Origin of the sequence: Corallococcus aberystwythensis (assembly GCF_003612165.1) — a bacterium.
Lineage (GTDB): Bacteria > Myxococcota > Myxococcia > Myxococcales > Myxococcaceae > Corallococcus > Corallococcus aberystwythensis.
The window spans coordinates 20,490-43,795 of the sequence record NZ_RAWK01000048.1; the positions used below are offsets into that span (position 1 = coordinate 20,490).

Here is a 23,306-nt window from a genome sequence, read left to right on the forward strand (position 1 = left end):
GTTCCGGTGGTCCGGGAAAGGTAGCGACGCACGGGCATCCCGCCGCGCGCGGGAGGGTGTCCCCCTGCCTGCTCAGGTGTCGTCCTCGGGAGGCCGGGCCTCCTGGGGGAAGTGCTTGCGCACGGTGTGCAGCGCGGCCAGCCAGAGCCGGGCCTCATTCCGGGTGAGCCGGGAGCGGCGCAGGGGCGCGACCAGGTCCCTCACCGCCGTGCGCCCGGGCTGCTCATCCACGAGGAATCCCCCCGTGGTCAGCAGCGCCTCCAGCGTGGCCTCCACGCGGGCCAGCTCCGCGTCCGTGGCGGCCAGGGGCAGCGGACCCGGTGGCGGCGCGCTGTCCGCGAGGTGCGCCATGCGGACCTCATAGGCATAGAGGAGCACCGCCTGCGCCAGGTTGATGGAGGGTTGCTCCGGCGCGGTGGGCACGGCGGACAGGTCATGGCAGCGCTCCACCTCCGCGTTGGTGAGGCCGCTGCGCTCATCCCCGAAGACGAGCGCCACCGGCCCCTGCCGCGCCCGCGCCACCAGCTCCTCCCCCACGGCCCGGGGCGACAGGCGGCGCTTGCCCTCCACCTTGCGGGAGCTGGTGCCCACCACCCAGACGCAGTCGGACACCGCCGCGTCCAGCGTGTCCGGCCGCTTCACCCCACCCAGCACGTCCTCCGCGTGCACCGCGAGCCGGTGGGCCGGGCCCAGGTCCTCGACCTCCGGCGTCACCCAGGCCCAGTCGGACAGGCCGCAGTTCTTCAGGGCGCGGGCGGCGGCGCCCAGGTTCTCCGCGTTGCGCGGGCGCATGAGGACGAATCGGACGGGCAGCACCATGGCGGCGCACCCTACGCCGTCGGACACGCGTCCTGTCCACCTGGATGAGAAGGTGAGAACGCAGCTGGGGCTCCCCGCCGGAGGCGAAGCGCACGAACTGGTCCGACAGTCGGACCAGTTGGGGAGCCGCGACCGGGGCCCGCCGCTCCGTCCGAGCCAGCAGCGGCAACTGGTCCGACAGTCGGACCAGTTGGGCGGCACCGGGCGGCAGGGGCGCCCCCGTTCCCGGCCAGGGCCCCCAGTTGACCGCCGAGCCGTCTCACCGCCAGTCTGCGCGGTGAAATCCCGCGTCCCGAGCGCGTCCGGAGGCCACTCGCGAGTGTGGCTGCCCGGACACCCTGTGGGCCCGCGGACGCGCATGGGGGAGCGCCGGCACGTGGTCGCCGGGCCGCACTTTCCGTGCGCCTCCGAGGCGTCCCATGCACGGCACGCGGCATGTAATCGGTTCCGCAGCCACCCCCGGAGGAAACATGTCCCCGCAGTCCGCTGTCCCGCCGAAGGCCGCGCGCGCACCTCGTGCCCGCTGGCTGCTTCCGGCGTTGCTCGTGGGCGCGCTCGTCGCCGGCTGCAAGCAGGAGCCCGCGAAGACGCCGCCCGCGGCCACCCCTGCATCCCCCGCGACGCCCACCGCGAGCACCCCGTCCCCATCCACGCCCGCGCCGGTGCAGGCCGCGAAGCTCACGCCCGTCATCCACGAGCTGGCCAGCGAGAACGCCGTCCCCACGGGCGTCTCCATCGAGTTCGCGCTGCCCGTGCGCCCGCGCTACGAGAACGTCGACGGCACCGTCGTCACGGTGTCGCCGGAGGTCGGTGGCAGCCTGAAGTGGACGGGCCCCTCGTCGCTGCTCTTCACCCCGTCCACGGGCTTCGCGGCGGGCACGACGTACACCGTGTCCGTGGACGCGGTGAACACCGACGCGGGCGTCATCAAGCCGCCGTCGGTGCGGGAGTGGCGCTACAACTTCACGACCTACGCCTTCAAGTTCGCCCAGCTCTACCCCACGCGCATGGACCTCTTGAAGGGCCGCGTGGACGCGAACGTGGACTTCTCCGGCCCGGTGGACCTGTCCGCCGTGCGCTCCCGCGTGAGCTTCCGCGTGGGCGACACCGCCATCAGCGACGTGAAGTGGAGCACCCGCGCGGACACGCGCAACTCCCTGGCCGTGGTGCTCACCCACCCGAAGCTCAAGCCCGGCGCGACGGTGCAGTTCTCGCTGCGCGAGGGGCTGACCGCCGCGGGGGGCGCCTCCACCATCCAGGCGCCCGCGGCCACGTCCAGCTTCCCGCTGAACGGCGGCAAGCGCATGGACATCACCTACGTGAACCTCCAGGAGGGGACCAACGGCTTCTTCTTCGAGGTGAGCTGCCGTGACGTGGAGGCGAACGCCGAGGCGAGCCCCACCGACGAGCAGTGGGATTCGTACTACTACGACAACGACAACAAGGGCTGCTCGCTGAACGACGCGGTGGCGCTGGAGGCCATCCGCTTCAAGCCGAAGGTGAAGTTCACCGTGGCCCCGTCGCGGCGCGGCTTCCGCATCTTCGGTGACTTCAAGCGCGGCCCGCACACGCTCTCCATCGCGGAGGGCACGCTCTCCGTGGGCGGCGGCACGCTCATGGGCGCCTGGTCGCGTGGCTTCTCCGTGCCCGCGCGCCAGTCCCAGGTGCGCTTCAACGCCAACGGCCGCTACCTGCCGCGCAGCGCGTGGCGCAACCTGCCCCTGCAGCACCTCAACGTGGAGGAGGTGACGCTCACGGTGCGCAACGTGCCGCTGGAGAACCTCGTCTTCTGGATGGGCAGCGAGTACTCGGAGAGCGCGGACGAGCGGACGAGCAACGTGCTGGTGCGCAAGGCCGTGCCGCTCAAGTCGACGCCGGACACGCTGCTCACCACGTACATCGACGTGGCGTCGCTGGTGCCCGCCAACACGCGCGGCCTGGTGGAAATCCTCGCGGAGCGCGGCGACTACAAGGCCGCCTCCCGCATCCTGCTCACGGACCTGAGCCTCGTGGCCAAGCGCGGCGGTCCGGCCGTGGGCTCGCAGGACTCTGGCGAGGTGTGGGTCTGGGCCCTGGGCCTGGAGAGCACGGAGCCCCTGGCCGGCGTGGAGGTGTCGCTGGTGAAGAAGAGCGGGCAGACCGTGTCCCGCTGCACCACCCAGGGCGAGGCGGGCTGCCAGCTCAAGGTGCCCGCGCCCGGCGTGGATGACAGCGCGCCGTTCGCGCTGGTGGCGCGCAAGGGCGACGAGCTGACGTACCTCAAGTACGACGAGCTGAAGACGGAGATCGCCAACTCGGACGTGCAGGGCGAGCCGTACCGCGCCGAGCAGCCCTACCGCGCCTCCATCTGGTCCGACCGTGGCGTGTACCGCCCCGGCGACACCGCGCACGTGGCCGCGGTGCTGCGCGGCCAGGACAACCTGGCGCCGCCCGTGGGCATGCCCGTGGAGGTTCGCGTCATCGACCCGCACGAGCGGGAGATCCGCAAGGTGACGCTGAAGACGAACGCGGCGGGCCTCGTGGCGTTCGACCAGGCCTTCGCGGCGTTCCAGGACACGGGCCACTACTGGGTGCGCCTCAAGGTGGCGGACCGCGACCTGGCCTCCTACGCGGTGAACGTGGAGGAGTTCGTCCCGGAGCGCATGAAGGTGACGGCCAGCACCACGGCGCCCGGCTACGTGCAGGGCAAGGAGATCCCCGTGGGCGTGGAGGCCGCGTACCTCTTCGGCGGCTCCGCGGAGGGCAGCCCGGTGGAGATGACGTGCCGGCTGGAGTCCGTGCCCTTCAAGCCCAAGCAGAACGCCCAGTACACCTACGGCGTCTGGCGCCAGGACGGCAACACGCCCCGGCCCGTGACGCTGGGGCAGGTGAAGGGCACGCTCGACGCGAAGGGGCAGGCGCTCCTCAACTGCCCGGCCCAGGCGGCGTCAGGCGCCATCAAGGGCGCGACGCGGCTGTCCGCGGTGGCCAGCGTCTTCGAGTCCGGCAGCGGCCGCTCCACCATCGGTGAGGCCAACGTGCCCGTGCACCCGGAGGCGTACTACCTGGGCCTCCAGGCCAACACGCAGAAGGTGAAGGCGGCCACGCCCTTCACGGTGTCCGGTGTGGTGGTGGACTGGGACGGCCAGCTCCTCACCGACGGCAAGGCGCCGAAGACGGTGGTGCTGGAGTACCAGCTGCTCGAGGAGAACTACGGCTACTACTACGACGAGGAGTCCGGCTACGAGCGCTACCAGCGCTACCTGCGCCCGCAGCGGGAGGGCGAGGCGACGGTGAAGGTGGAGAACGGCCGCTTCACCGCCACGGTGCTGCCGGGCCGCGACGGCGCGGGCTACCTCGTGCGCGCTCGCGCGGGCAACACCCAGACGGACCTCTCCATCGAAGGCGAGGGGCGCTACTACTGGTGGGGCGAGGGCTCGCGCGTGGACCAGACGCCGCGGCCCCAGAAGCCCACGGCGCTGGAGCTGGCGCTGCCCGCGAAGGGCAAGCTGGGCGAAACCCTCACGGTGAAGATGAAGGCACCCTACCGGGGCCGCGTCCTCTTCACGGTGGAGACCGACCGCGTGCTCACCACCGCGTGGAAGCAGGTGGAGCCCGGCGAGGTGTCCTGGTCGTTCACGCCCAAGGAGTACGCGCCCAACGTGTACGTGAGCGCGTTCCTGGTGAAGGACCCGCACCTGGAATCCGCCCAGGCGTTCATGCCGGACCGCGCCTTCGGCGTAGGCAGCATCGCGCTGGAGCCGGTGGACTTCACCCAGGCCGTCACGCTGACGGTGCCCAAGGAGGTCCGCAGCAACGACACCCTCACCGTGGACGTCGCGGTGGAGGGCGTGGAGGGCCCCACCTTCGCCACCGTGGCGGTGGTGGACGAGGGCATCCTGTCCCTCACGCGCTTCCAGAGCCCGGATCCGCTGAAGGAGATCTTCACCCGGCGCGCGCTGGGCATCCAGACCTTCGAGACGGTGGGCTGGGCGCTCCTGGTGCCGCCCGGCGGCAACTCCAGCTCCACCGGTGGTGACGAGGGCGGCGCGGAAGGCCGCGTTCAGCCGGTGAAGCCCGTGGCGCTGTGGAGCGGCCTGGTGGAGGTGCCCGCGAACGGCAAGCTGCGCGTGCCCTTCAAGCTGCCGCAGTACCGGGGCGCGGTGCGGGTGATGGTGGTGACGGCGGGCAACAAGCGCATCGGCCGGGCCAGCGCGCAGGTGCTGGTGCGCGACCCGCTGGTGCTCCAGACGACGCTGCCGCGCTTCCTCACCCAGAACGACGAGATCCAGATCCCCGTCTTCGTCACCAACCTGTCCGGCAAGGCGCAGGACGTGAAGGTGTCGCTGTCCGCGGAGGCGCTGGCGGTGCCGGGGCTCGCGATGCCGGAGGCGGTGGGCTCGCCGCTGGAGCTCAAGGGCAAGAGCGAGGGGCGCGCGAAGCTGGAGGACGGCAAGTCCCGCACCTTCGTGTTCCAGGGCCGCGCGGTGCAGTCGGTGGGCGCGGCGCGGCTGACCGTGACGGTGGAGGGCGGTGGCTACACGTCGCGCGAGCAGCTGGACGTGCCGCTGTCCCCGGCCGGACCCCGTGAGCGCAGGATCCAGCGGGTGGAGCTGGCGCAGGGCACCACGGACCTGAAGCCGCTGCTCCAGGGCTGGGTGCCCACGACGGAGCGCACCACCGTCTGGGTGACGAACAATCCGTACGCGAAGTCGCTCCAGCACCTCTCGTACCTCGTGCGCTACCCGTACGGCTGCATCGAGCAGACGACGTCCTCCACCCGCCCGCTCCTGTTCGTGAGCCAGCTGGTGGAGCGCGTGGATCCGACCCTGGTCTCCACGGCGAAGGTGGAGGACATGGTGCAGTCCGGCATCAACCGGGTGCTGTCCATGCAGACGGCGTCGGGCGGCTTCTCGTACTGGCCGGGCAACACGGAGCCGGTGTCCTGGGGGACGGCCTACGCGACGCACATGCTGCTGGACGCGCGCAAGCTGAAGTACCCCGTGCCGGAGGACCGCGTGGACAGCGCGCTCGCGTGGATGGGCGACGAGCTGACCCGCAAGGAAGGCCGCGTGAATGACGACCACTACGGCCAGAACTCGGAGGCGTACATGCACTACGTGCTCGCGATGGCGGGCAAGGGGCGCAAGGCGCGGGCGCAGGCGATGGTGAGCGCGCTGGAGACGGCGGCGAAGAAGGCGGCGCTCAATGGCCAGGCGCAGGAGGACCTGTACCTGCTCAAGGCCGCGCTGTGGTTGTCCGGCGACCGCCGCTACGAGAAGGAGCTGCGCAGCCCGGACATGTCCACCGTCACCGACGAGCGCCACAACGGCTGGTCGTTCTATTCGGACCGGCGCCGGCGCGGGCTGATGCTCAGCACCTTCCAGGACCTCTTCGGCACCGTGCCGGAAGGCGAGCCCCTGGCGCGCATGGTGGCGACGGCGCTCGAGTCGCGCACGTCGGAGTACTACACGACGCAGGAGCTGGTCTGGGGCATCACCGGCCTGGGCAAGCGGCTGCAGGGCTCGGCCACGAGCTTCACGCCGCCCACGCTCACGGTAGGGGGCAAGGCGGTGGCGTCGCTCGCGGAGAAGGACGCGCGCGTGTCGGACCGCACGTGGGCCCTGGCCCGCGCCAGCGAGCGCGCCAGCATGTCGCTGGACCTGAAGGAGAAGGGCGGCGGCAGCGTGTACCTCATCCTCAACAGCGAGGGTGTGCGCACCACGCCCGAGGTGAAGGTGGGCGGCCAGGGGCTGACGCTCAAGCGCACCTGGCGCACGCTGGATGGCACCACGCTGGACCTGAAGGCCCAGCCGGTGAAGCTGGCGGACCTCATCTACGTGGAGCTGGAGCTCACCAACACCACGGGCGAGCGCGTGCAGAACATCGCGCTGGTGGACCGGTTGCCGGCGGGCTGGGAGATTGAAAACGCCCGCCTGGGCCGTGGCGGCAGCGTGGACTGGGTGGACGCGGATTCGCTGTGGGCCGCGGACTACGTGAACGTGCGCGATGACCGGATGGAGGCGTTCGGCGCGCTGCAGGCCAAGGAGACGAAGAAGCTCGTCTACGCGGTGCGTGCGGTGACGGCGGGCAGCTTCACCCTGCCGTCCGCGGAGGCCGAGGCGATGTACGACTCCACTGTCTGGGCCCGTGAATCCGCGGGCACGGTGCAGGTGTCGGGTCCCTGGAAGGACGACCTGCTCTAGGCCCCATGCGTCGCGTGCGTCTCAACGTGAAGAGGTGGGCGGGGGTGGCGCTGGCGGGGCTCGTGCTGTTGGGCACGGGCCTCGTGGCGGCCTGGTGGGTGCCGCTGCCGGAGCGGTTGGCGGCGCCCCCCTCGGTGGTGATGGCGTACCGGGACGGGTCGCCCGCGTACGTCTTCCTCGCTCCGGACGAGCGGTGGCGCATCCCCGCGCCGAAGGACCGCATCGACCGGGCCTATGTCCGCGCCCTGCTGGCGCTGGAGGACAAGCGGTTCTTCCAGCACCCGGGCGTGGATCCGATCGCGGCCCTGCGCGCCCTCGGCCTCAACGTGAGCCGGGGGCGGCGGGTGTCAGGGGCGTCCACGTTGACGATGCAGCTGGTACGCGTGCTGGAGCCCCGTCCCCGCACGTTCAGCTCGAAGGTGATTGAGTCGTTCCGCGCCGCCCAGCTGGAGGCGCGGTTGTCCAAGCAGGAGGTGCTGGAGGCGTACCTCCAGTTCGTGCCCTACGGGCGCAACATGGAGGGCGTGGAGGCGGCGGCGCTCGCGTACTTCGGGCATACGGCCCAGCACCTGAGTCCGGCGGAGATCGCCACGCTGCTGGCGGTGCCGCAGAACCCGAACCGGCGCTTCCCGTCGCCGGAGAACACGGCCCGGCTGCGCTCGGCCCGGGACGACATCGCCCGGAGGCTGCTGGAGTCCGGAGGGCTGCGGGTGGACGGCGTCGCGTCCGACGCGGTGCTCGCGGAGGTGCGGGCGACGCCGGTGCCGGACGCGCTCACGCCCTTTCCGAGGGAAGCGCCGCACGCGGCGGTGTGGCTCAAGGCGCAGCGGCCGGGGGCGACGTGGCTGGCGACGACGCTGGACGCGGGCACGCAGCGGTTCGTGGAGCGCACGCTGGGGGAGTCCGCCCGGCGGTTGGACCGGCAGGGCATCCACAACGGCGCGGCGGTGGTGGCGGACCGGGAGACGGGTGAGCTGCGCGCGCTGGTGGGCAACTTCGACTTCTTCGATGAGAAGCACGGCGGGCAGATCATCGGCTTCGCCACGCCGCGCTCGCCGGGGTCGGCGCTCAAGCCGTTCTTGTACGCGCAGGGGATTGATCAGGGCCTGGTGGGGCCGGAGACGTTGGTGCCGGACATCCCGGTGGCGTATGGCGGCTACCAGCCGCGCAACTTCGACGGGCGCTTCCTGGGGTTGGTGCGGATGGAGTCCGCGCTGTCGCAGTCGCTCAACCTGCCGTTCGTGAGGCTGCTGGAGCGGGTGGGGGTAGAGGGCTTCCTGGCGTCGCTGCGGCAGGCGGGGGTCGCCAGCCTGGATCCGCGTCCGGGGCACTACGGCCTGTCCGCGGCGGTGGGCGGGCTGGAGCTGACGCCGCTGGAGTTGACGGGCTTGTACGTGGCGCTGGCGGGGGATGGGCAGGCGCGTCCGCTGCGGGTGCTGGCGGAGGACGCGGCGCCGAAGAAGGCCTACACGCTGATGTCGCCGGGCGCGGCGTGGCTGACGCGGCAGGCGCTGGCGTTGAGGGACCGGCCGGACTTCCCGGAGCGGCGGCGGCTCACGGGGCTGCCGGCGCGGGTGCACTGGAAGACGGGGACGAGCTTCGGCAACCGGGATGCGTGGGCGGCGGGCTCCGGACCGAAGCACACGGCGGTGGTGTGGCTGGGCAACTTCGACCACGCGTCGAGCGTGCACCTGGTGGGCGCGGAGAACGCGGCCCCGCTGCTGTTCGACATCCTGGAGGGCATCGGGCCGCGGGGCACGGCGTTGCAGGGGGAGGACGCCGCGCCGCCGACGGACCTGGTGGGCGTGGAGGTGTGCGCGTACTCGGGGCACCTGCCCACGGACGCGTGCACGCAGCGCAAGCGGGTGGACGCGGTGCGCACGGCGGTGCCGACGACGCCGTGTCCGTATCACCACCGGGTGGAGGTGGACGTGGCGTCGGGCCTGGCGGTGGGGCCGGGCTGCCGGGACGGGCGCAAGACGGAGTCACGCGTGTACCTGACCTGGCCGTCCAGCCTGCGGCGGTGGCTGGCGGAGCAGCAGCGTCAGTTGCCTGAACCGCCGCCCCTGGCGCCCGGCTGCGTCGCGGGAGGGGAGCGCGATACGCCGACCATCCTCTCGCCGCCGGAAGGGCAGGTGGCGCTGCTCATCCCGGGCATGAACACGGACGAGCAGAAGATCCCGCTGGAGGCCGAAGCCGCGCACGACCGGGAGTTGACGTGGTTCGTGGACGGAGCCGTCCTGGGGACCGCGAGGGCCGCCGAGCGCCTCTGGTGGAAGCCAAGCGTGGGCACGCACGACATCCTCGTCACCGACGACCACGGGCTCACCGCCCGCCGCACGCTGGTGGTGCGCGAACGGCAGTAGGCTTCAGCGGTCGGCAATCCGCCGGGCCAGGGCGACACCACTGAGGAGCGCGCCCTCCACGCGAGGCCCCGCGCACCAGTCACCGCAGGCGCCCAGCCCAAGCGCGGGGTCGAACAGCGAAGTCGCGTCCAGCGGCGGTGAAGGCATCGCGAAGCGCCACCGGTGCGCCACGGCCTCCACCGCGCGCACGTCCCGGCCCAGCGCTTGTCCGAACGCCTCCACGAGCTTGGGAGCCATCGCCTCCGCCGCCTCCTCCAGGTGCGCCGCGCTGTACTCCGGCGACCCGTGAAGCACCCAGCGCTCACCCGGAGCCCGCCCCGGTTTGCTCGTGTCGCGCGCCACCCACGACAGCGGCGAGTCCTCCACGAACGCGCCATCCAGCTCCACCGCCACCGGTGCCTCGAACCGCGCCATCACGGCCCAGCACGGCGACAGCCCCACAGTCCCCGCCTGCGCCGCCAGCACGGGCGCACCCGCTAGCAACTGCACCGCCTGCGGCGCGGGCACCGCGGCCACCACCACGTCCGCCAGCCCCAGGTCCTCGCCCGTCTCCGACGTCAACCGCCACGCGCCTGCTTCACGCTCCACCCGCTCCACCCGCACCCCGGTGCGCACGTCCAACCCGTCCGCGAGCGCCTTCGCCACCGCGTTCATGCCCGGCACGCCCACGTACCGCACGGACTCCTTCGCGGGACTCACCACCCCACGCGTCAGCGTCCCGATGCGCCCGTGCCACTCCGCCACGACGCCCTCCGCCACCCACGCCTCCACCAGCGACCGGAAGAGCGGATCCCTCGCCGTGAAGTACTGCGCGCCATGGTCGAACGTGCCCCCATCCGCGCTCCGCCGCGTGGACAGCCGTCCTCCCGGCCCGCGCCCCTTGTCCAGCACCCGCACGCCGAAGCCCGCGCCCGTCAGCACCCGCGCGAGCGCCAGCCCGGACATGCCCGCGCCAATGACGGCCACGCGGGGCAGGGGACCGGAACGGCGCGACAACAGCTCATCCAGAACGCGAGAGGCGGGCATGGTCCGGGTGCTAACCCGTCCCTGCCCGCCCCGCACGTCCTGCCCTCGGTCGATGTCCGCGCGACGACTCAGCGCACCTCCCAGCCCTCCGCGCCCCGGACGTAATACCTGCCCGCGGGCAGCTCGCCGTAGAACAGCGCGTCCTTCATCCCCACCACCGACCTGCCGTCGAACAGGCCCACCTCGCCCTTGGAGGGGAAGGTCATGCCCAGCGACGCGGCGGTGAGCCGCACCGTCTGCCCCGGCGCCACCGTGATGTTGTTTAGCACCGCGCCCGTGGGGGCCTTCACGATGGTGGGCGCGTAGTCACCGCCCGCCAGGCTCACCCGCAGGTTCGTCGTCAGCGTCATGCCCTGGAGCGACACCTCCTGCGTGCCATGGTTGCCCACCTCCACCCAGCCCCCGCGCGGGTCGAACGCCTCCATCACCAGCGTGGACTGCTGCGCCTTCAGCCGCTTCACCTCCGCCATCACGAACTCGCGGCGCAGTTTCACGAAGCGCTTCATGTACGCCTTGCCAGCGCTGAACTTCGCGTAGTCCATGTAGGGGTCGGTCTTCATGGACGCGTCAATCAACGAGTGGAGTTGATCGATGTACGGGTCCATCACCTCCGGCTTGAAGAGCTCGTCCAGCGCCTTGTCCAGCCGCGCCTCCAGCCGGGCGCGCAGCACGGGGTTCATCACCACGCGCGTGCCCAGGTTGGAGAACACCGGCAGGTAGCCCGGATAGCTTCCCTGCTCCAGCTTGCGCTGCTGGTACATCTTCTCCACCCAGCCATCCAGCAGCGTGAAGTTGAACAGCGGGTGCTTCATGGTGTTCGTGGTGCCGGTCTGGTCCTGCACCGTGTTCGTGTACCACCAGCGCGCATCCACGTTGTTCAGATCCCAGGGCACGTACCGCCAGCGCCCGGTGATCTGGTCGTGCATGAAGTAGCTCTCGGAGTCCTCCACGTAGTTGTTGGACATCAGCGCGTCCAGCACCATGGAGCGCACGTAGGACTCCACCTCCAGGTTCTTCTCCAGCGCGGCGACCCACTGCGGCTCCGGCGTGTGGTTGATGACGTCCAGCACCTCCCACAGCTTGTCGTCGGGCTCGCTCTCGTTGGTCTTCTTCACCCAGTCGCCCTGGTAGGGCACCTTCCACGTCTTGAACTCCGTGTCCTTCCAGCCCGCGCGGTAGATGGACGCGTCGTCGTCCGGGAACTGCCTCGCCTTGACGAAGGCCTTGTTGACCTGCTCCACCTCCAGGAACACGCCCTCGTACTGGCCATTCACGGAGAGCCGCACGAAGGTCGCCTTCGACGCCGGCACCCGCAGCGCCGCCAGCAGGTCGTAGGAGATCTTCTCCGCGAGCATCGACGCGTCGGCGTACTCGGCCACGAGGTTGAGCGACGTGCGGCCCTCGAACTTGTCCTTGTCCGCGAAGCTGACGTTCCAGCTCTTCTTGTCGAAGAAGCGCGCCGAGGCCCCGCGCAGCCGCACCTTCACCGGGAACGTCTTGCCGCTCGCCTGGAACGTCGCGTCCTGCTCCTCCGTCCACGGGTCCTTCTGGAACTTCTCCATCGCCTCCGGAGGGATGATCAGCGCGTACTCCGGCAGCGACGTCTGGACCTTCGGCAGCGTGAAGGGCCGCTCCACCTCCGGCACCGGCTGCGGATCCGTCCCGGCATCCGCGCTCCCGCCGTCCCCGGAGCCCGTGCCCGCATCCACCGAGCCGCCGTCGGAAGCACCGGCATCCGGTGAGCCCGAGTCCGCGGAGCCCGCGTCAGGAACACCGGCGTCCGGATCGCCCGGGTCCGTGATGCTGGGATCCGTCACGGAAGGCTGTGGGTCATCGGGATTCGACGTGCCGCCGCCACAAGCGGCCAGCAGCATCGAGAGGCTGATCAGAAGTCGTAGGCGCATCATCGTCCGACCCTTGAGCAAGCCCCATGCCTCCCGACCAGGTGGCCGGAGGGGACCCTCCTTCGCCTGCGAGGAAGTCCTCACTGGCGTCACAAGGGCGCGGGACGACCCAATGAAAGGAAAACTCTTTCCCTCCCCGGAATGCTCGCCTGCCCTCACCTGGAGTTCATGACGGAGCGCGTGAAGGGAAGGGCCCGGCCTGCCTGCCTGCTTTCCGGAACAGGAGGCAGCCGGCGTCATCGTCCCCGGGGCGGGCAGCCGGGCGACGGCCGCCGGAAGTCGCCCTGTGCACGGACGCGACCGGCGGCCCTAGCTTCCTGGGAGCAGGCTGGAGGACGGCCCGAGTCCGTCAAGGGAGTGATGATGGAGTCCTGGAACCAGACCTCGACGGATGCCGTGCGCACCCACGCGCCTTCCACGATGAACCGGCGCATCGACGCTCACGTGGAGTCGTGTGTCCGCTACATGGCGGAGCAGGGGGACCGCTCGAAGATGAGCGAGTACCTCGACAAGCTGGAGCACGAGTGGGACGTGCACCGGACCCTGGTCGTTGGCGTCCCCGCGGTGGCGCTGGCGGGCCTGCTGCTGGGCAGCAAGTCCGGTAGGGGCTTGCGCCTGCTTGGCGGGGTCACCCTGGCGCTGCTCTTCCAGCACGGCCTCACCGGCTTCGGGCCCCTGTCCGTGCTGGTGCGGGCGCTGGGCGTGCGCTCCCGCCGGGAGATTGATCTGGAGAAGTTCGCCATCAAGGCCCTGCGCGGAGATTTCGAGCGCATCCCCAATGACGGGGGGCCGCTGGCTCGCGCCAACGCCGCCCTCGTCGCCGCGCAGTCCTGAAACGAGCGCGCCTCCCGGGGTCGCGGGAAGCGCGCGCCCCTTGCCTCAGTGCACCATGGGCGTCGTGTAGCCGCCGCCCAGGGCCGGCATCAGCGCGGGGCCCGGCGTGCTGGACCCCGGCCTGCGGTCGCCCTTGGTGTCGAAGAAGCCGTTGAGGCCGGCGACGCCAATGGAGAAGTTCGTCACCCAGCCCTCGTCAGGCTTGCCCTCGGCGGCATTGATGTCGAAGGGCTTCGCGAAGTGCAGGCGCAACAGCAGGGGCCCCAGCGACAGGTTGAAGCCCACGACGGCGTTGAGCACGCGGTGGTCCCAGAGGTCCCTCGCTCCGTCGCCCACGCCGCCCATGTCCACCGCGGCGATGGCCTCCAGGTCGCTCAGGAAGGCCACCCGGATGATGTCGTTGAGGGGCAGCTGCGCCTCCAGCGTGGAGTAGACGAAGTGCTGGCCCAAGAGCCACCGCTCGTCGCCAAAGTTCACGCCGCGCAGGGTGTCGAAGCTGGACAGGTAGTAGGAGCGCGCGTAGCGGCCGCCCACCGTGGTGCCCGCGCCCAGGCGCGCGAAGAAGTTGGTGCGGCCGTAGATGGGGAAGTACCGCTCCGCGTCCAGGCGCAGGTTGCCGTACGCCTGCCCGTCGAAGGGCTGCACGCCGGCCGTCGCCTCCAGCAGCACGGAGCTGCCCGCGAGCGGCCCCGTCGCGTAGTGGTACTTGATGCTGTCGTAGCCGATGCGCCCGCTCAGCTCCGTCTGGAAGCGGATGTGCTGGTTGTCCGCGCGCCACGCCGACAGCAGCTCCTGGTTGGACTCGTTGCGCTCCGGGAACGCCAGGTAGAACTCACTGAAGTCATCCAGGAAGTACTTCGTGCCGCCGATGCTCAGGTCGCCCTGGAGGTAGAAGAAGGTGCTGAGCGGGTAGCGCAGGCTGCCCAACGCGCCGAAGTAGCGCTCCGATGAGATGAAGAACGGCCGCTGATCCGCCGGCAGGTTGTCGAACGTCTTGTCGATGCGGAAGCGCAGCGATTGGAACAGACCGCCGCCCCACGTCGTGCGCCCCACGTCGTTGACGTAGAGCAGCAGGCCGTCCGTCAATTCGAAGGAACCGTACACCGCGAGCGTGAGGACCATCTGGTGGTCGCGCAGCCGGTCCGACGCGGACGCGAACACCTGGCCCACGAAGCCGCCGCCGCCCGCGCCCGCGAAGCCGAAGATGGGCCCCAGTTCGATGTTCTCCCGGGTGAAGGGCCGGTAGTCCAGCGCGTCGGTGAGCGGCCGGAGGGCCATGGGGGAGGGCGGATCCGCCACCGGCTCCTTCGCGCTCTCCAGCGACAGCATGCGCGGCGGACGCAGCAGGGACGGCTTCCGCTCACCGCTCATGTGGAAGAGCATCCACAGGCCGCCGTCGGGGCCGGGGCCCGGCTCGAAGACGCCCGTGGTCAGGTCGGTGCGCCGCACGATGCGGCCGTCCGCCAGCCGCTCGTGCAGGTCGGAGCTGCTCTCGTTGTAGGCCACGAAGAACACGCGGCCGTCCGGCAGCGCCAGCGGATCCGCCTCGTCGCGGTCCTCGCTGGTGAGGCGCTCGGCCTGTCCCGCCGGTGCATCCGGCTTCACGCGGAAGAGGTTGTACTTGCGGTGCGACGTCGCGTCGGACGTGTAGATGATGCCGGACGGGCCCCAGGTGACCTGCCGCTCGGCGAAGACGTCGTCGGTGAGCTTGCGGATCTTCGCGTCCTCACCCTGCGTCAGGTCCACCAGGTACACGTCGCGCAGGCCCGCGTCGTTGATGCCGATGAACGCGACGTAGCGGCCGTCCGGGGAGAAGGCCGGCGAGTAGATGGCCAGCACGCCCTGCTTGTCGATGCGGTAGCGGCGCCGGTCCCCGGTCTCCAGCTTCACGTTGAGGCCCACCTCCGTGCCGATGCCCGTGCGCACGGCCGAGCGCCTCACCAGCACGTCCGTGGCGCGCTTCTCGGAGATGTGCACGTAGTCCTGCACGTAGAGCACGTCGCGGCCGGTGCGCTCCGCCACGAACGCGAGCTTGTCCTTGGTCAGCGCGAAGTTGCGGCCGGACACCGGGTGCAGGGACTCCACGCCCGGCACGCCGTCACCCGCCACCTTCACCGTCTTGCCCGGCGTGCGCGGATCCGTCAGGTACAGCCGGCTCTCGCCCGTCTCCGGCACGATGGTGCGCAGGGCCAGCACGTTGCCGTCCGGACCGCTGGCCATCGCCGTGACGATGCCCGGCGTCTCGTCCAGCGAGTCCAGCGCGGGCGCCGTCTGCGACGAGTCCAGGTACGTCTTGAACGCCCGGCGCTTGAGCCAGTTCTCGAAGCGCGCGGAGATGCGCTTGGGGTCATCTCCCGTCAGCCGCTCCAGCAGCTCCTCGAACTTGAGCGACGGCGAATCGCGCGAGCCGCCCACCAGCCGCGGCGCCTCCTCCAGGAGCCGCTGGGTGATGCCCGCGCCGTACTCGGCCTCCAGGAACGCCACGCGCGCCTGGCCGACCTTGTAGATCCACAGGTAGCCGTAGGGCCCGGGGGAGAAGAAGTCGAGGAACGCGTAGCCCTTCATCAGGTCCGGGTTCACCAGCAGGTCCCGCACCATCATCTCCGCCTCGGGGTCCAGGCCGCGCTTGGCGTAGAACTCCGCCAGGCCTTCGATGAACCACAGCGGATAGCCACCCAGCGGATCCCCGAAGGTCTTGGCCTGCTCGGCCACGGTGCGCACCTTCTGGATGGTGAACTGGTGCGCCAGTTCGTGCGTGCTGACCTCCTCGAAGAGGTGGTGGTCACCCAGGTACGGCAGCGACAGCTTCAGGTCCTCCGTGGAGGTGACGCCCAGCGTGCCCTCGGAGACGGCGAACACGTTCGTCTGGAGGAACTCCGCGTAGCTGCTGTACAGGATGTACGGGAACGTCTCCGTGGGGACGTACTTGAACTGGTCCACCAGGTACCGGTACGCCTCCTCGATGATGGGCGCGGCCCGCTCGGCCACCTCGCGCTCGCGCTCGTAGAAGTAGAAGCGCACGCCGCCCGTCTTCGAGCCCAGGTCCTTCGCGTAGGTGTAGTTGAAGCCGGCGTCCGTGTTGCCCAGGAGGAGCGGCGCGCCGGAGAACACCGGGCCGCCGTCCGCGCTGGTGACGCCCGCGAGCGTGCCCGCGTCCCCCGCCGTGCCGCCGTCCGCCAGCGCCACCACGCCCGGGGGCGGAATGCCGCCGTCGGGAAGGCCCACGACGGGCGGGGGCGCTCCTGCGTCGGACGCGCCCATGTCGAGCGCGATGCCGCCCGACGCGGACGGCCGATCCGCCGGAGGGGCCATGGTTACGTTGCCGGAAGGGGTGACCTCCGGGCCGCCCGGCGGAGACTGTGTGTCGCCCGTATTGGGTGACGTGGTGGGCGCGCTCGGGTTGGCGCCACCCTGCGTGCCGGGGGGTTGATCATGCGCGGTGTGGTCGGCGGGCTTCGCCAGGCCGGTCGAGCCGGGGCCCACGAGGATGTCGACGTGCCGCCACTCGAACTCGTAGCTGTTCACGGGTGTCTTCCCCGCGCGACGGGGAACGACGAAGACCTGGGCCAGCGCGAGCTCCGGCAGGAGCAGGGCCAGCAGCACGGCGATCACGTGCGGACGGGGGTTCAAAAAGCACCTCGGTAAGGCGAGGAGACAGGCTGTCAGGGGCCCGGCGGAAGGCTCCCTCTCCCACCGGAAACGCACAAGCGGTCGTTTTGTTTCTTTGCGTTGCGGTGGACGTCCCGGGCCTTCCCCCTCTGCGCGCGCCGGGGGACTTGGCGGCGGTCGGGATCGCCCGGTATGGAGGAGGGAATGAACCGTTTCCCGCTCGTCGCCGCTACCGCGTTCCTCGCCTTCGGTTGTGGCAAGGACAGTTCCGAAACCAAGGCCGAGTGTCAGGTTGAAGCCATCGACCTGACCGGTTGTGACAGGTCGACGTTGAGTGCCGTCCAGGCCGACGGCATCTGGAACACCAACATCAACTTCGACGACGGCTACACGGGCCCGTCCTCCATCCGCTTCTCCCCCGGGGATCCGCTGCTCGTCGGCCTGTCCATGACGACGAAGCAGGTCACCCCGGACACGTTCTATCTGGCCAGCGACGTGACGGGCTCGGACGGCTCCACGTTGCGCTACGCCTTCTCCGGCTGCAAGGCCTCCGGGCCGGGCGCGGTGCTGGGCGTGGCGCGCGTGTGCCGCAACGGGGAGACCGTGCGCAACGGCACCTTCACCGCGGTGCGCGTGGCGCGTCGCGCGGGGGAAGCCGAGTCCGACCGCGTCGCGCTGCTGGGGCAGGGCGCGCTGCCCCGGGGCGCGGCCAACGGCGTGGCGGTGGCGGGCGGCTACGCCTACGTCATCGCGGGCACCGAGGGCCTGTTCGTCTTCAACGTGAAGGACCCCGCGCACCCGGCGCTGGTGTCCGAACTGAAGATCCCCACGGAGACGTTCACCAGCACGCTCATCAGCGGCACGACGCTCTACCTGGGCACCTACGCCACGGGCATCCGCATCTGCGACCTCGCCGCGAACCCGGAGGTCCCCACCTGCGACAAGACGGTGCTGGCGGACCTGAAGGTGCGGGTGGACGGAATGTCGAAGGACGGCAACCTGCTCTACGTGGCGTCGCCCCTGCCCAAGTCGGACATCGTCATCCTGGACGTGACCCAGCCGTCCGCGCCGACGCTCGTGGTGCGCTACACGGTGGAGGGCGCCTCGGCCGACCTGAACGAGTACCCCTACGCGCTGGCGGTGCAGGACAACCGGCTGTACGTGAGCAACTGGAGCTACGGCGTGACGGTGACGGACCTCGCGCCCCTGGCGACGACGACGAAGGTGCCCAAGCTCCTGGGCCGCTTCGGCGGGCCGTCCACCAGCGCCCTCGCGGTGGGGAAGCTGGGGGACTCCACCGTCGTCTACCAGGGCTCGGACGGGTGGGGCTCCTCGCTCCTGGCGCTGGACGCCACGCACCCGGAGGCCATCGTGCAGCGCGGCGAACTGCCGCTGCGGCCCGAGGCGACGATGGGCGGCATGGCCCTGTCCGGCACCACGCTCTACGTGGCCAACTACCAGGACGGCCTGCGGGTGTACGACGTGGCCACGCTGGGGACGCCGAAGGCCGCCGGGTACTTCAACACCTGGAACGAAACCGAGGCGAACCGGGGGCTCAGCTACTTCGACGGGCTTCAGGGCGTTCACGTCGCGGACGGCCTGGTGTATGGGTGGGACACGACGCGGGGCCTGCTCATCTTCCGCCACACCCCGTGACGCCAGGGCCGCTCCATGACCTCGTTGAACGGATGTGGCCGCTGCCAGACCCTGCCCGAGACGCCCGACGCACCGGGGCGCCTCTTCCTGTGGCCGCCGCTGGGCCACAGCCTGGGCAAGCTGGTGGCGCACCTGCGTGATTCGGGGGGCACCTACCAGCTGCGCACCGATGCGCAGTGCGTCGTGGTGGGAATGGGGGAGGGCGGCCTGCGCAAGCTCTCCGCGCACCTGCCCAACGTGCTGACGGCGGAGGAGGTGCGGGGCACGCGCGCCCTCTTCATCGCCGGTGACGGCGAGCCGGGCATGGCGGACTTCCCGCGCGTGGACTCACTGCAACGGCTCACCACGCTGCACCAGTCCGGGTGGCTGGTGGACATGCTGGCGGAGACGCGGCTCACCACGTTCTTCCAGCCCATCGTCCACGCGCAGGACACCTCCCGCATCTTCGCGCACGAGGGGCTGCTGCGCGGGCGTGACCGGGACGGCGCGCTGGTGCCGCCCAACCGCCTGTTCGACACGGCCCGCGAGGCGGACCTGCTGTTCCAGCTGGACCTGGCCGCGCGCACCACCGCCATCCGCGAGGCGGTGCGGCACCGGCTGAGCACGCACCTGTTCATCAACTTCACGCCCACGGCCATCTACGACCCGGCCTACTGCCTGCGCTCCACCGTGGCCGCCATCCGCGAGTCGGGCATCCCGGAGTCGCACGTCGTCTTCGAGATCATCGAATCCGACCGGGCCGCCAACGCCGCGCACCTGCGCGGCATCGTGGACTTCTACCGGGCGGCGGGCTTCAAGGTGGCGCTGGATGACCTGGGGGCGGGCTACTCGTCGCTGAACCTCATCCACCAGCTCAAGCCGGAGTTCATGAAGCTGGACATGGAGCTGGTGCGAGGCGTCCACGAGGACCCCTACAAGGCGTCCATCGTGCAGAAGCTGCTGGAGATCGCGAAGCAGCTGGGCATCCAGACCGTGGCCGAGGGCATCGAGACGGCCGAGGAGCTGTCCTGGGTGCGCCGCCACGGGGTGGACTTCGTGCAGGGCTACCTCATCGCCAGGCCCGCGGCCGCCCCCGCCAGCGCCACCCCGCGCATCACGGATTGAGCAGGACGTTGGACGTCCCGGACTGCTCCAGGCTCGCGGCGCGCGCCAGCTGCAGCATGTAGCCCGCGTTCTGCAGGGCGATGCGCGCGGCGTAGGTGTCCCGGCGGTTGGCGGCATCCCGCGCGATGGCGATCTGCGCGCGGATGCGCTCGGCCTGCACCACGACCGTGCCCTGGCCGTAGGTCGAAGCGCTCTCGCGCACGACGGAGAAGTCCTCGTCGGCGATGCCCAGGGCGTTGTCCACGCCCAGCTCGCCCTGCTCCATCGCCTGATCCGCCGCGAGCATCCACTGGCCGCCGGACTGGATCCGCGCCAGTCGCTGCTGCCGGGCGCGCTCGGCCTCGTACGCGCGCTGCTCGTGTGTATCCACCTGCGACTGCACGGCCTGGGTGCGCTCGGTGGCCCGCGTGTCGCGAGTCTCCATCTCCTGCTCCAGGTCCGCGATGCGCTGGCGCAGGCGGGTCGCTTCCTCGTTGGCCGCGTTGGCGTTCGCACCGGCGGCGCCTTGTGGCTGCTGGCCCTGGGCGCCCTGCGTCGTCTGATTCGAAGGCGTCACTGGCGACGTTCCACCCGGAGCCGGAGCCGTCGTCCCCGTTGAAGGCACGGCGGTCGAGCCCGGCGGAGCGGCGTTCCCGGTCCCCGCCGTCCCCGCGCCACCCGTCGCGGGCGCCGGAGTCACTGGAGTGGGAGCCCCCGCGGGGCTGGCGGCCCCGTCGGACGTGGGGGTGTCCGTCGTCCCGGCGGTCCCCGCGCCGCCCGTCGCGGACGTGGAGGTGCCCGGCTCCTGCACCGTCACGCGTGACGAATCCAGCGGGACCTCACCCGTGGTGCCCGGCGCGACGTTGCCCGGAGCCGTCGAGGAGGTCGCGCCCGTGTCGTAGGTGCCACCGAAGCCCGCGGCGTTCGCGTTGGTGGGGCCGGACGAGGGGGAAGTCCCCGCGGCACCCGCGCCGGTATCGGACTGCCCCGCGGTGGTTCCCCCCACGGTCGAAGCAGTGCCCGCCGCGCCCGCGCCTCCGGTGCCCGACAGGGGTTGTGCTTGCTCCGTCTCCGCCGTCTCGGTGGGGGCGGGCTGCTGCTCGAAGACCGTGGGCACGGGCGGAGGCACATACGTCTGGGACTGCTGGACCGCGACCTGACCCGAGGTCACGGGCGCGCTCCCATCCGGGAGCATGGGCGTCAGCGAACGGTAGTTGCCCTCGGTCGGATCCGTCGGAGCCTGGAGGGTATAGCCCTGCGGAGGACGTGCCCCGTCCATGTCGTCCGCGGCCTGCTCATAGGCATCCTGCAGGGCCGCGGCAGCGGGGTCCCTCACGGAGGGATCTTCCGGGGGCAGTGGCGCCACATCCTGCGCCTGTCCAAGGCTCAATCCCGCGACGATGGCGATCCAGATGCGCATGCCCGGAAGATGTTCACGCGCGAACGCTTCCACATCGCGGCCAGCACTCCTTCGCCCGCTGGCCTGCCTGCGGGACAGCCAGGGCTCAAGCCTTCGAGCGCCGCGCCAGCAACTCGTCCGCCGCACGCCGGCCGGTCTCCAGCGCGCCATGCACGGTGCCTTCATCCCCGTCTGCGTGTGTGGCCTCTCCGGCGAAGAACAGCGTCCGGCCCACGGGCCTGGCCAGCGCTTCGACAGCGTCCATCGCGCCCGAGGGGATGACCGCGTAACCACCGCGCGTATACGGCTCGGCCTGCCAGTCCTGCACGTGCCACGCCTCCAACTGCTCATCCAGCTGCCGCACGGGGCGATGGAAGAGCTGTGACAGGCTCCGGAGCGCGCGCGCCAACACCGCCTTTTCACTCATGCGCGACAGCGCCGCGGCGGGAGGGCCTCCGCTCCAGCCCACCAGGTGCCGGGTGCGGCGGTGCGGCGACAGCGTCCACCACGTGGGGAACGGGGAGGCGGGCGCGTGGAAGAAGCCGAAGCGCGCGGTGGCCTCCTGCTCCCGCCAGAACGCCGTGCGGAAGCGGAGGAGGACCTTCACCAGCGAGCCCATCACCAACCGGTTCCAGGCCCCCTCCTGCGCCCGGATGCGCGGCACGAAGCGCACGGCCCCCGGGGAGGGCGGCTTCGCCTGCAACACGCCCACGGGCAGCGTCACCACCGCGTGCTCCCCCTGGAACGTCCCCAGGGGAGTGCCCTGCCGGGTCCGGGCCCGCACACGGACGCCGCCCGGCTTCCAGCGCACCTCCTCGGCCACGGCGTTGAGGAACAGCGTGTCCGGCTTCGCGAGCAGCTTCGCGGCCATCGCATGCATCACGCGGTCGTACCCCTCCAGCACGCGTGAAGGCGTCGTGCCTCCGGAGGCGTCAGCGGTCCGCTCCATCCGGGCGATGGCGAGCGTGCTCGCGACCTCCGGATCCGCCGCGTAGAACCCCTGGACATACGAGCGCGCCATCGCGCTCACGACGGGTGGCCAGCCGTGGATGCGCGCCTGCTCCGCGACCCACGCCGCCATGGGACGGTCCGGTCCCTTCGCGGCCATCAGGGGGGCCTCGAACGCGAAGGCATCCTCTCCGTCGTCCAGCTTGCCCCGCCACAGGAGCGCGTGCGTGTCGTTGCAGGGGCTCACCGTCAGCCCCGCGCGGTGGATGCGCCGCAGCAGCGCGGCGGGCTTGCCGTGGACGAACTCCGCCCCCAGCTCCAGGGGCACGTCCGCCACCGTGTCCCGGAGTGTCGCCACGCGGCCGCCCACGCGGTCTCGCGCCTCCAGCACGATGACCCGCAGGCCCTTGCCCATCAGTCGGTCGGCCGCGGCCAGCCCCGCCGCGCCGGCTCCCAGGATGACGACATCCGCCTTGTGCTCCATGCCGCTCCTGCTCCGCCTTGCGCGAAGCGCCCATCATGGAAGGACGCCCGCGGCCCATCCGACGAACGGAAGGGCCGCGAGGGAAGGGGAGACGCGGTGCTAGTAGGTCTTCGGCGAGCTGCTGGAGCCCGTGCTGGAGCCCGTGTCCGGGTTCATCGTGGAGTCGTCGCCGCTGCCCACGTCCTGGTTCTTGTCATCCATGCCCGAGCCGCCCGTGCCCTCGTTGATGGACGAGTCCGGCGACATCACGTCGGTGCCCGAGCCGCCCGTGCCCGAGCTCGGCGAGATGCTGGTCGCCATGTTCTTCTCGTCCTTCACCTGGAAGCTGGCGCGGATCTCCTGGCCCTCCTTCAGGCTCTTGGCGTTCTTCATGCTCGGGTCGGTGAACTGCGTCTTGCTGTCGATGTCCAGGGGCACCACCGCGCCGCTGGTGCTGCTGACGTAGACCTTCTTGCTCTCGCTCTTGACGACCTTCCCCGTCAGCTCGTTCGAGCCCGTCATGCTCGAAGAGCCCGTCGAGTGCGCCGCGGACGACCCCGACCCGCCGACCGCATCCGGGCTGCCCGTGCCGCTGCCGGGGGAGCCCTGCATGCTGCCGGACGACGTCGACGGCTGCTGGGCGCCCTGTGTCGTGCTGTCCTGGGCAAAGGCCACGCCGGAACCCAGCAACGCCACGGACGCAAAAACCCCAATGAGCTTCTTCATGGAATCTCTCCCGGATGATGTGAGTGGGACGGGGCGGCACCCTCGGGAGCTCCCCGCTGGGCAAAACCTAGGGGTGATGGGAGTCAGCGAGAGGTCGGAGGGAGAAGACCGGATGCGTGCCTGTTCGCTCCCCGGCCCGTGGGGCGTGGTCCGCTCCCGACAACCGGCGCTCCGGCCGCCGGGTGGGGTGCTTGAAGCTGATTCCGGATTCACCTAGCGTGCTGGCCAAAGAGCGGAGGCTGGCCGACCGGCCTGCCCCCCGCCAGGAGACCGTGACCTCGATGCCCC

12 protein-coding genes are annotated in these 23,306 nt (G+C 70.9%); 5 read left to right on the plus strand and 7 right to left on the minus strand.

Going from position 1 to position 23,306, the window contains the following annotated elements; all coding sequences use genetic code 11:
- Positions 1 to 72 precede the first annotated feature (72 nt).
- Entirely contained in the window at positions 73 to 819 is a 747-nt protein-coding gene (locus tag D7W81_RS10245) for an RNA methyltransferase (RefSeq protein WP_120555159.1), read from the minus strand.
- Between the two features lie 470 nt (positions 820 to 1,289).
- On the opposite strand from D7W81_RS10245, the gene D7W81_RS10250 reads away from it, so the two are divergent.
- Together D7W81_RS10250 and pbpC are read left to right on the plus strand one after the other, a co-directional pair.
- Positions 1,290 to 7,004 (plus strand): Ig-like domain-containing alpha-2-macroglobulin family protein, encoded by a 5,715-nt coding sequence (locus D7W81_RS10250; RefSeq protein WP_120555160.1) that lies wholly within the window; start codon positions 1,290 to 1,292, stop codon positions 7,002 to 7,004.
- A gap of 5 nt (positions 7,005 to 7,009) precedes the next feature.
- Positions 7,010 to 9,370, plus strand: coding sequence for a penicillin-binding protein 1C (gene pbpC, locus D7W81_RS10255; protein WP_120555161.1), 2,361 nt, complete (start codon positions 7,010 to 7,012; stop codon positions 9,368 to 9,370).
- A 3-nt stretch (positions 9,371 to 9,373) separates the two neighbouring features.
- Here pbpC and D7W81_RS10260 read toward each other — a convergent pair whose 3' ends face one another.
- Positions 9,374 to 10,366, minus strand: a complete 993-nt coding sequence (locus D7W81_RS10260) for an NAD(P)/FAD-dependent oxidoreductase (RefSeq protein WP_244227118.1) — start codon at positions 10,364 to 10,366, stop codon at positions 9,374 to 9,376.
- A 98-nt stretch (positions 10,367 to 10,464) separates the two neighbouring features.
- Entirely contained in the window at positions 10,465 to 12,303 is a 1,839-nt protein-coding gene (locus D7W81_RS10265; RefSeq protein ID WP_120555163.1) for a CotH kinase family protein, read from the minus strand.
- A 360-nt stretch (positions 12,304 to 12,663) separates the two neighbouring features.
- Between D7W81_RS10265 and D7W81_RS10270 the strand changes: the two genes are divergently transcribed.
- Positions 12,664 to 13,134, plus strand: coding sequence for a hypothetical protein (locus tag D7W81_RS10270; RefSeq protein ID WP_120555173.1), 471 nt, complete (start codon positions 12,664 to 12,666; stop codon positions 13,132 to 13,134).
- A 45-nt stretch (positions 13,135 to 13,179) separates the two neighbouring features.
- Here the strand turns inward: D7W81_RS10270 and D7W81_RS10275 are convergent, their stop codons facing one another.
- Positions 13,180 to 16,764, minus strand: coding sequence for a PD40 domain-containing protein (locus D7W81_RS10275; protein WP_120555164.1), 3,585 nt, complete (start codon positions 16,762 to 16,764; stop codon positions 13,180 to 13,182).
- A gap of 183 nt (positions 16,765 to 16,947) precedes the next feature.
- Between D7W81_RS10275 and D7W81_RS10280 the strand changes: the two genes are divergently transcribed.
- Positions 16,948 to 18,399, plus strand: a complete 1,452-nt coding sequence (locus D7W81_RS10280) for an LVIVD repeat-containing protein (RefSeq protein ID WP_158621536.1) — start codon at positions 16,948 to 16,950, stop codon at positions 18,397 to 18,399.
- A 15-nt stretch (positions 18,400 to 18,414) separates the two neighbouring features.
- The gene (locus D7W81_RS10285; protein WP_120555166.1) at positions 18,415 to 19,503 is read left to right on the plus strand and encodes an EAL domain-containing protein; all 1,089 of its coding nucleotides are present in this window, start codon (positions 18,415 to 18,417) and stop codon (positions 19,501 to 19,503) included.
- Here D7W81_RS10285 and D7W81_RS42300 read toward each other — a convergent pair.
- The 3 genes from D7W81_RS42300 to D7W81_RS10300 all read right to left on the minus strand — a co-directional run bounded on the left by D7W81_RS42300 (position 19,493) and on the right by D7W81_RS10300 (position 23,018).
- Positions 19,493 to 20,902 (minus strand): hypothetical protein, encoded by a 1,410-nt coding sequence (locus D7W81_RS42300; RefSeq protein ID WP_158621538.1) that lies wholly within the window; start codon positions 20,900 to 20,902, stop codon positions 19,493 to 19,495. The genes D7W81_RS10285 and D7W81_RS42300 overlap by 11 nt on opposite strands.
- An 85-nt stretch (positions 20,903 to 20,987) precedes the next feature.
- Positions 20,988 to 22,313, minus strand: a complete 1,326-nt coding sequence (locus tag D7W81_RS10295) for a flavin monoamine oxidase family protein (protein ID WP_120555168.1) — start codon at positions 22,311 to 22,313, stop codon at positions 20,988 to 20,990.
- A 99-nt stretch (positions 22,314 to 22,412) separates the two neighbouring features.
- Entirely contained in the window at positions 22,413 to 23,018 is a 606-nt protein-coding gene (locus D7W81_RS10300; protein WP_120555169.1) for a hypothetical protein, read from the minus strand.
- Positions 23,019 to 23,306: the final 288 nt, after the last annotated feature.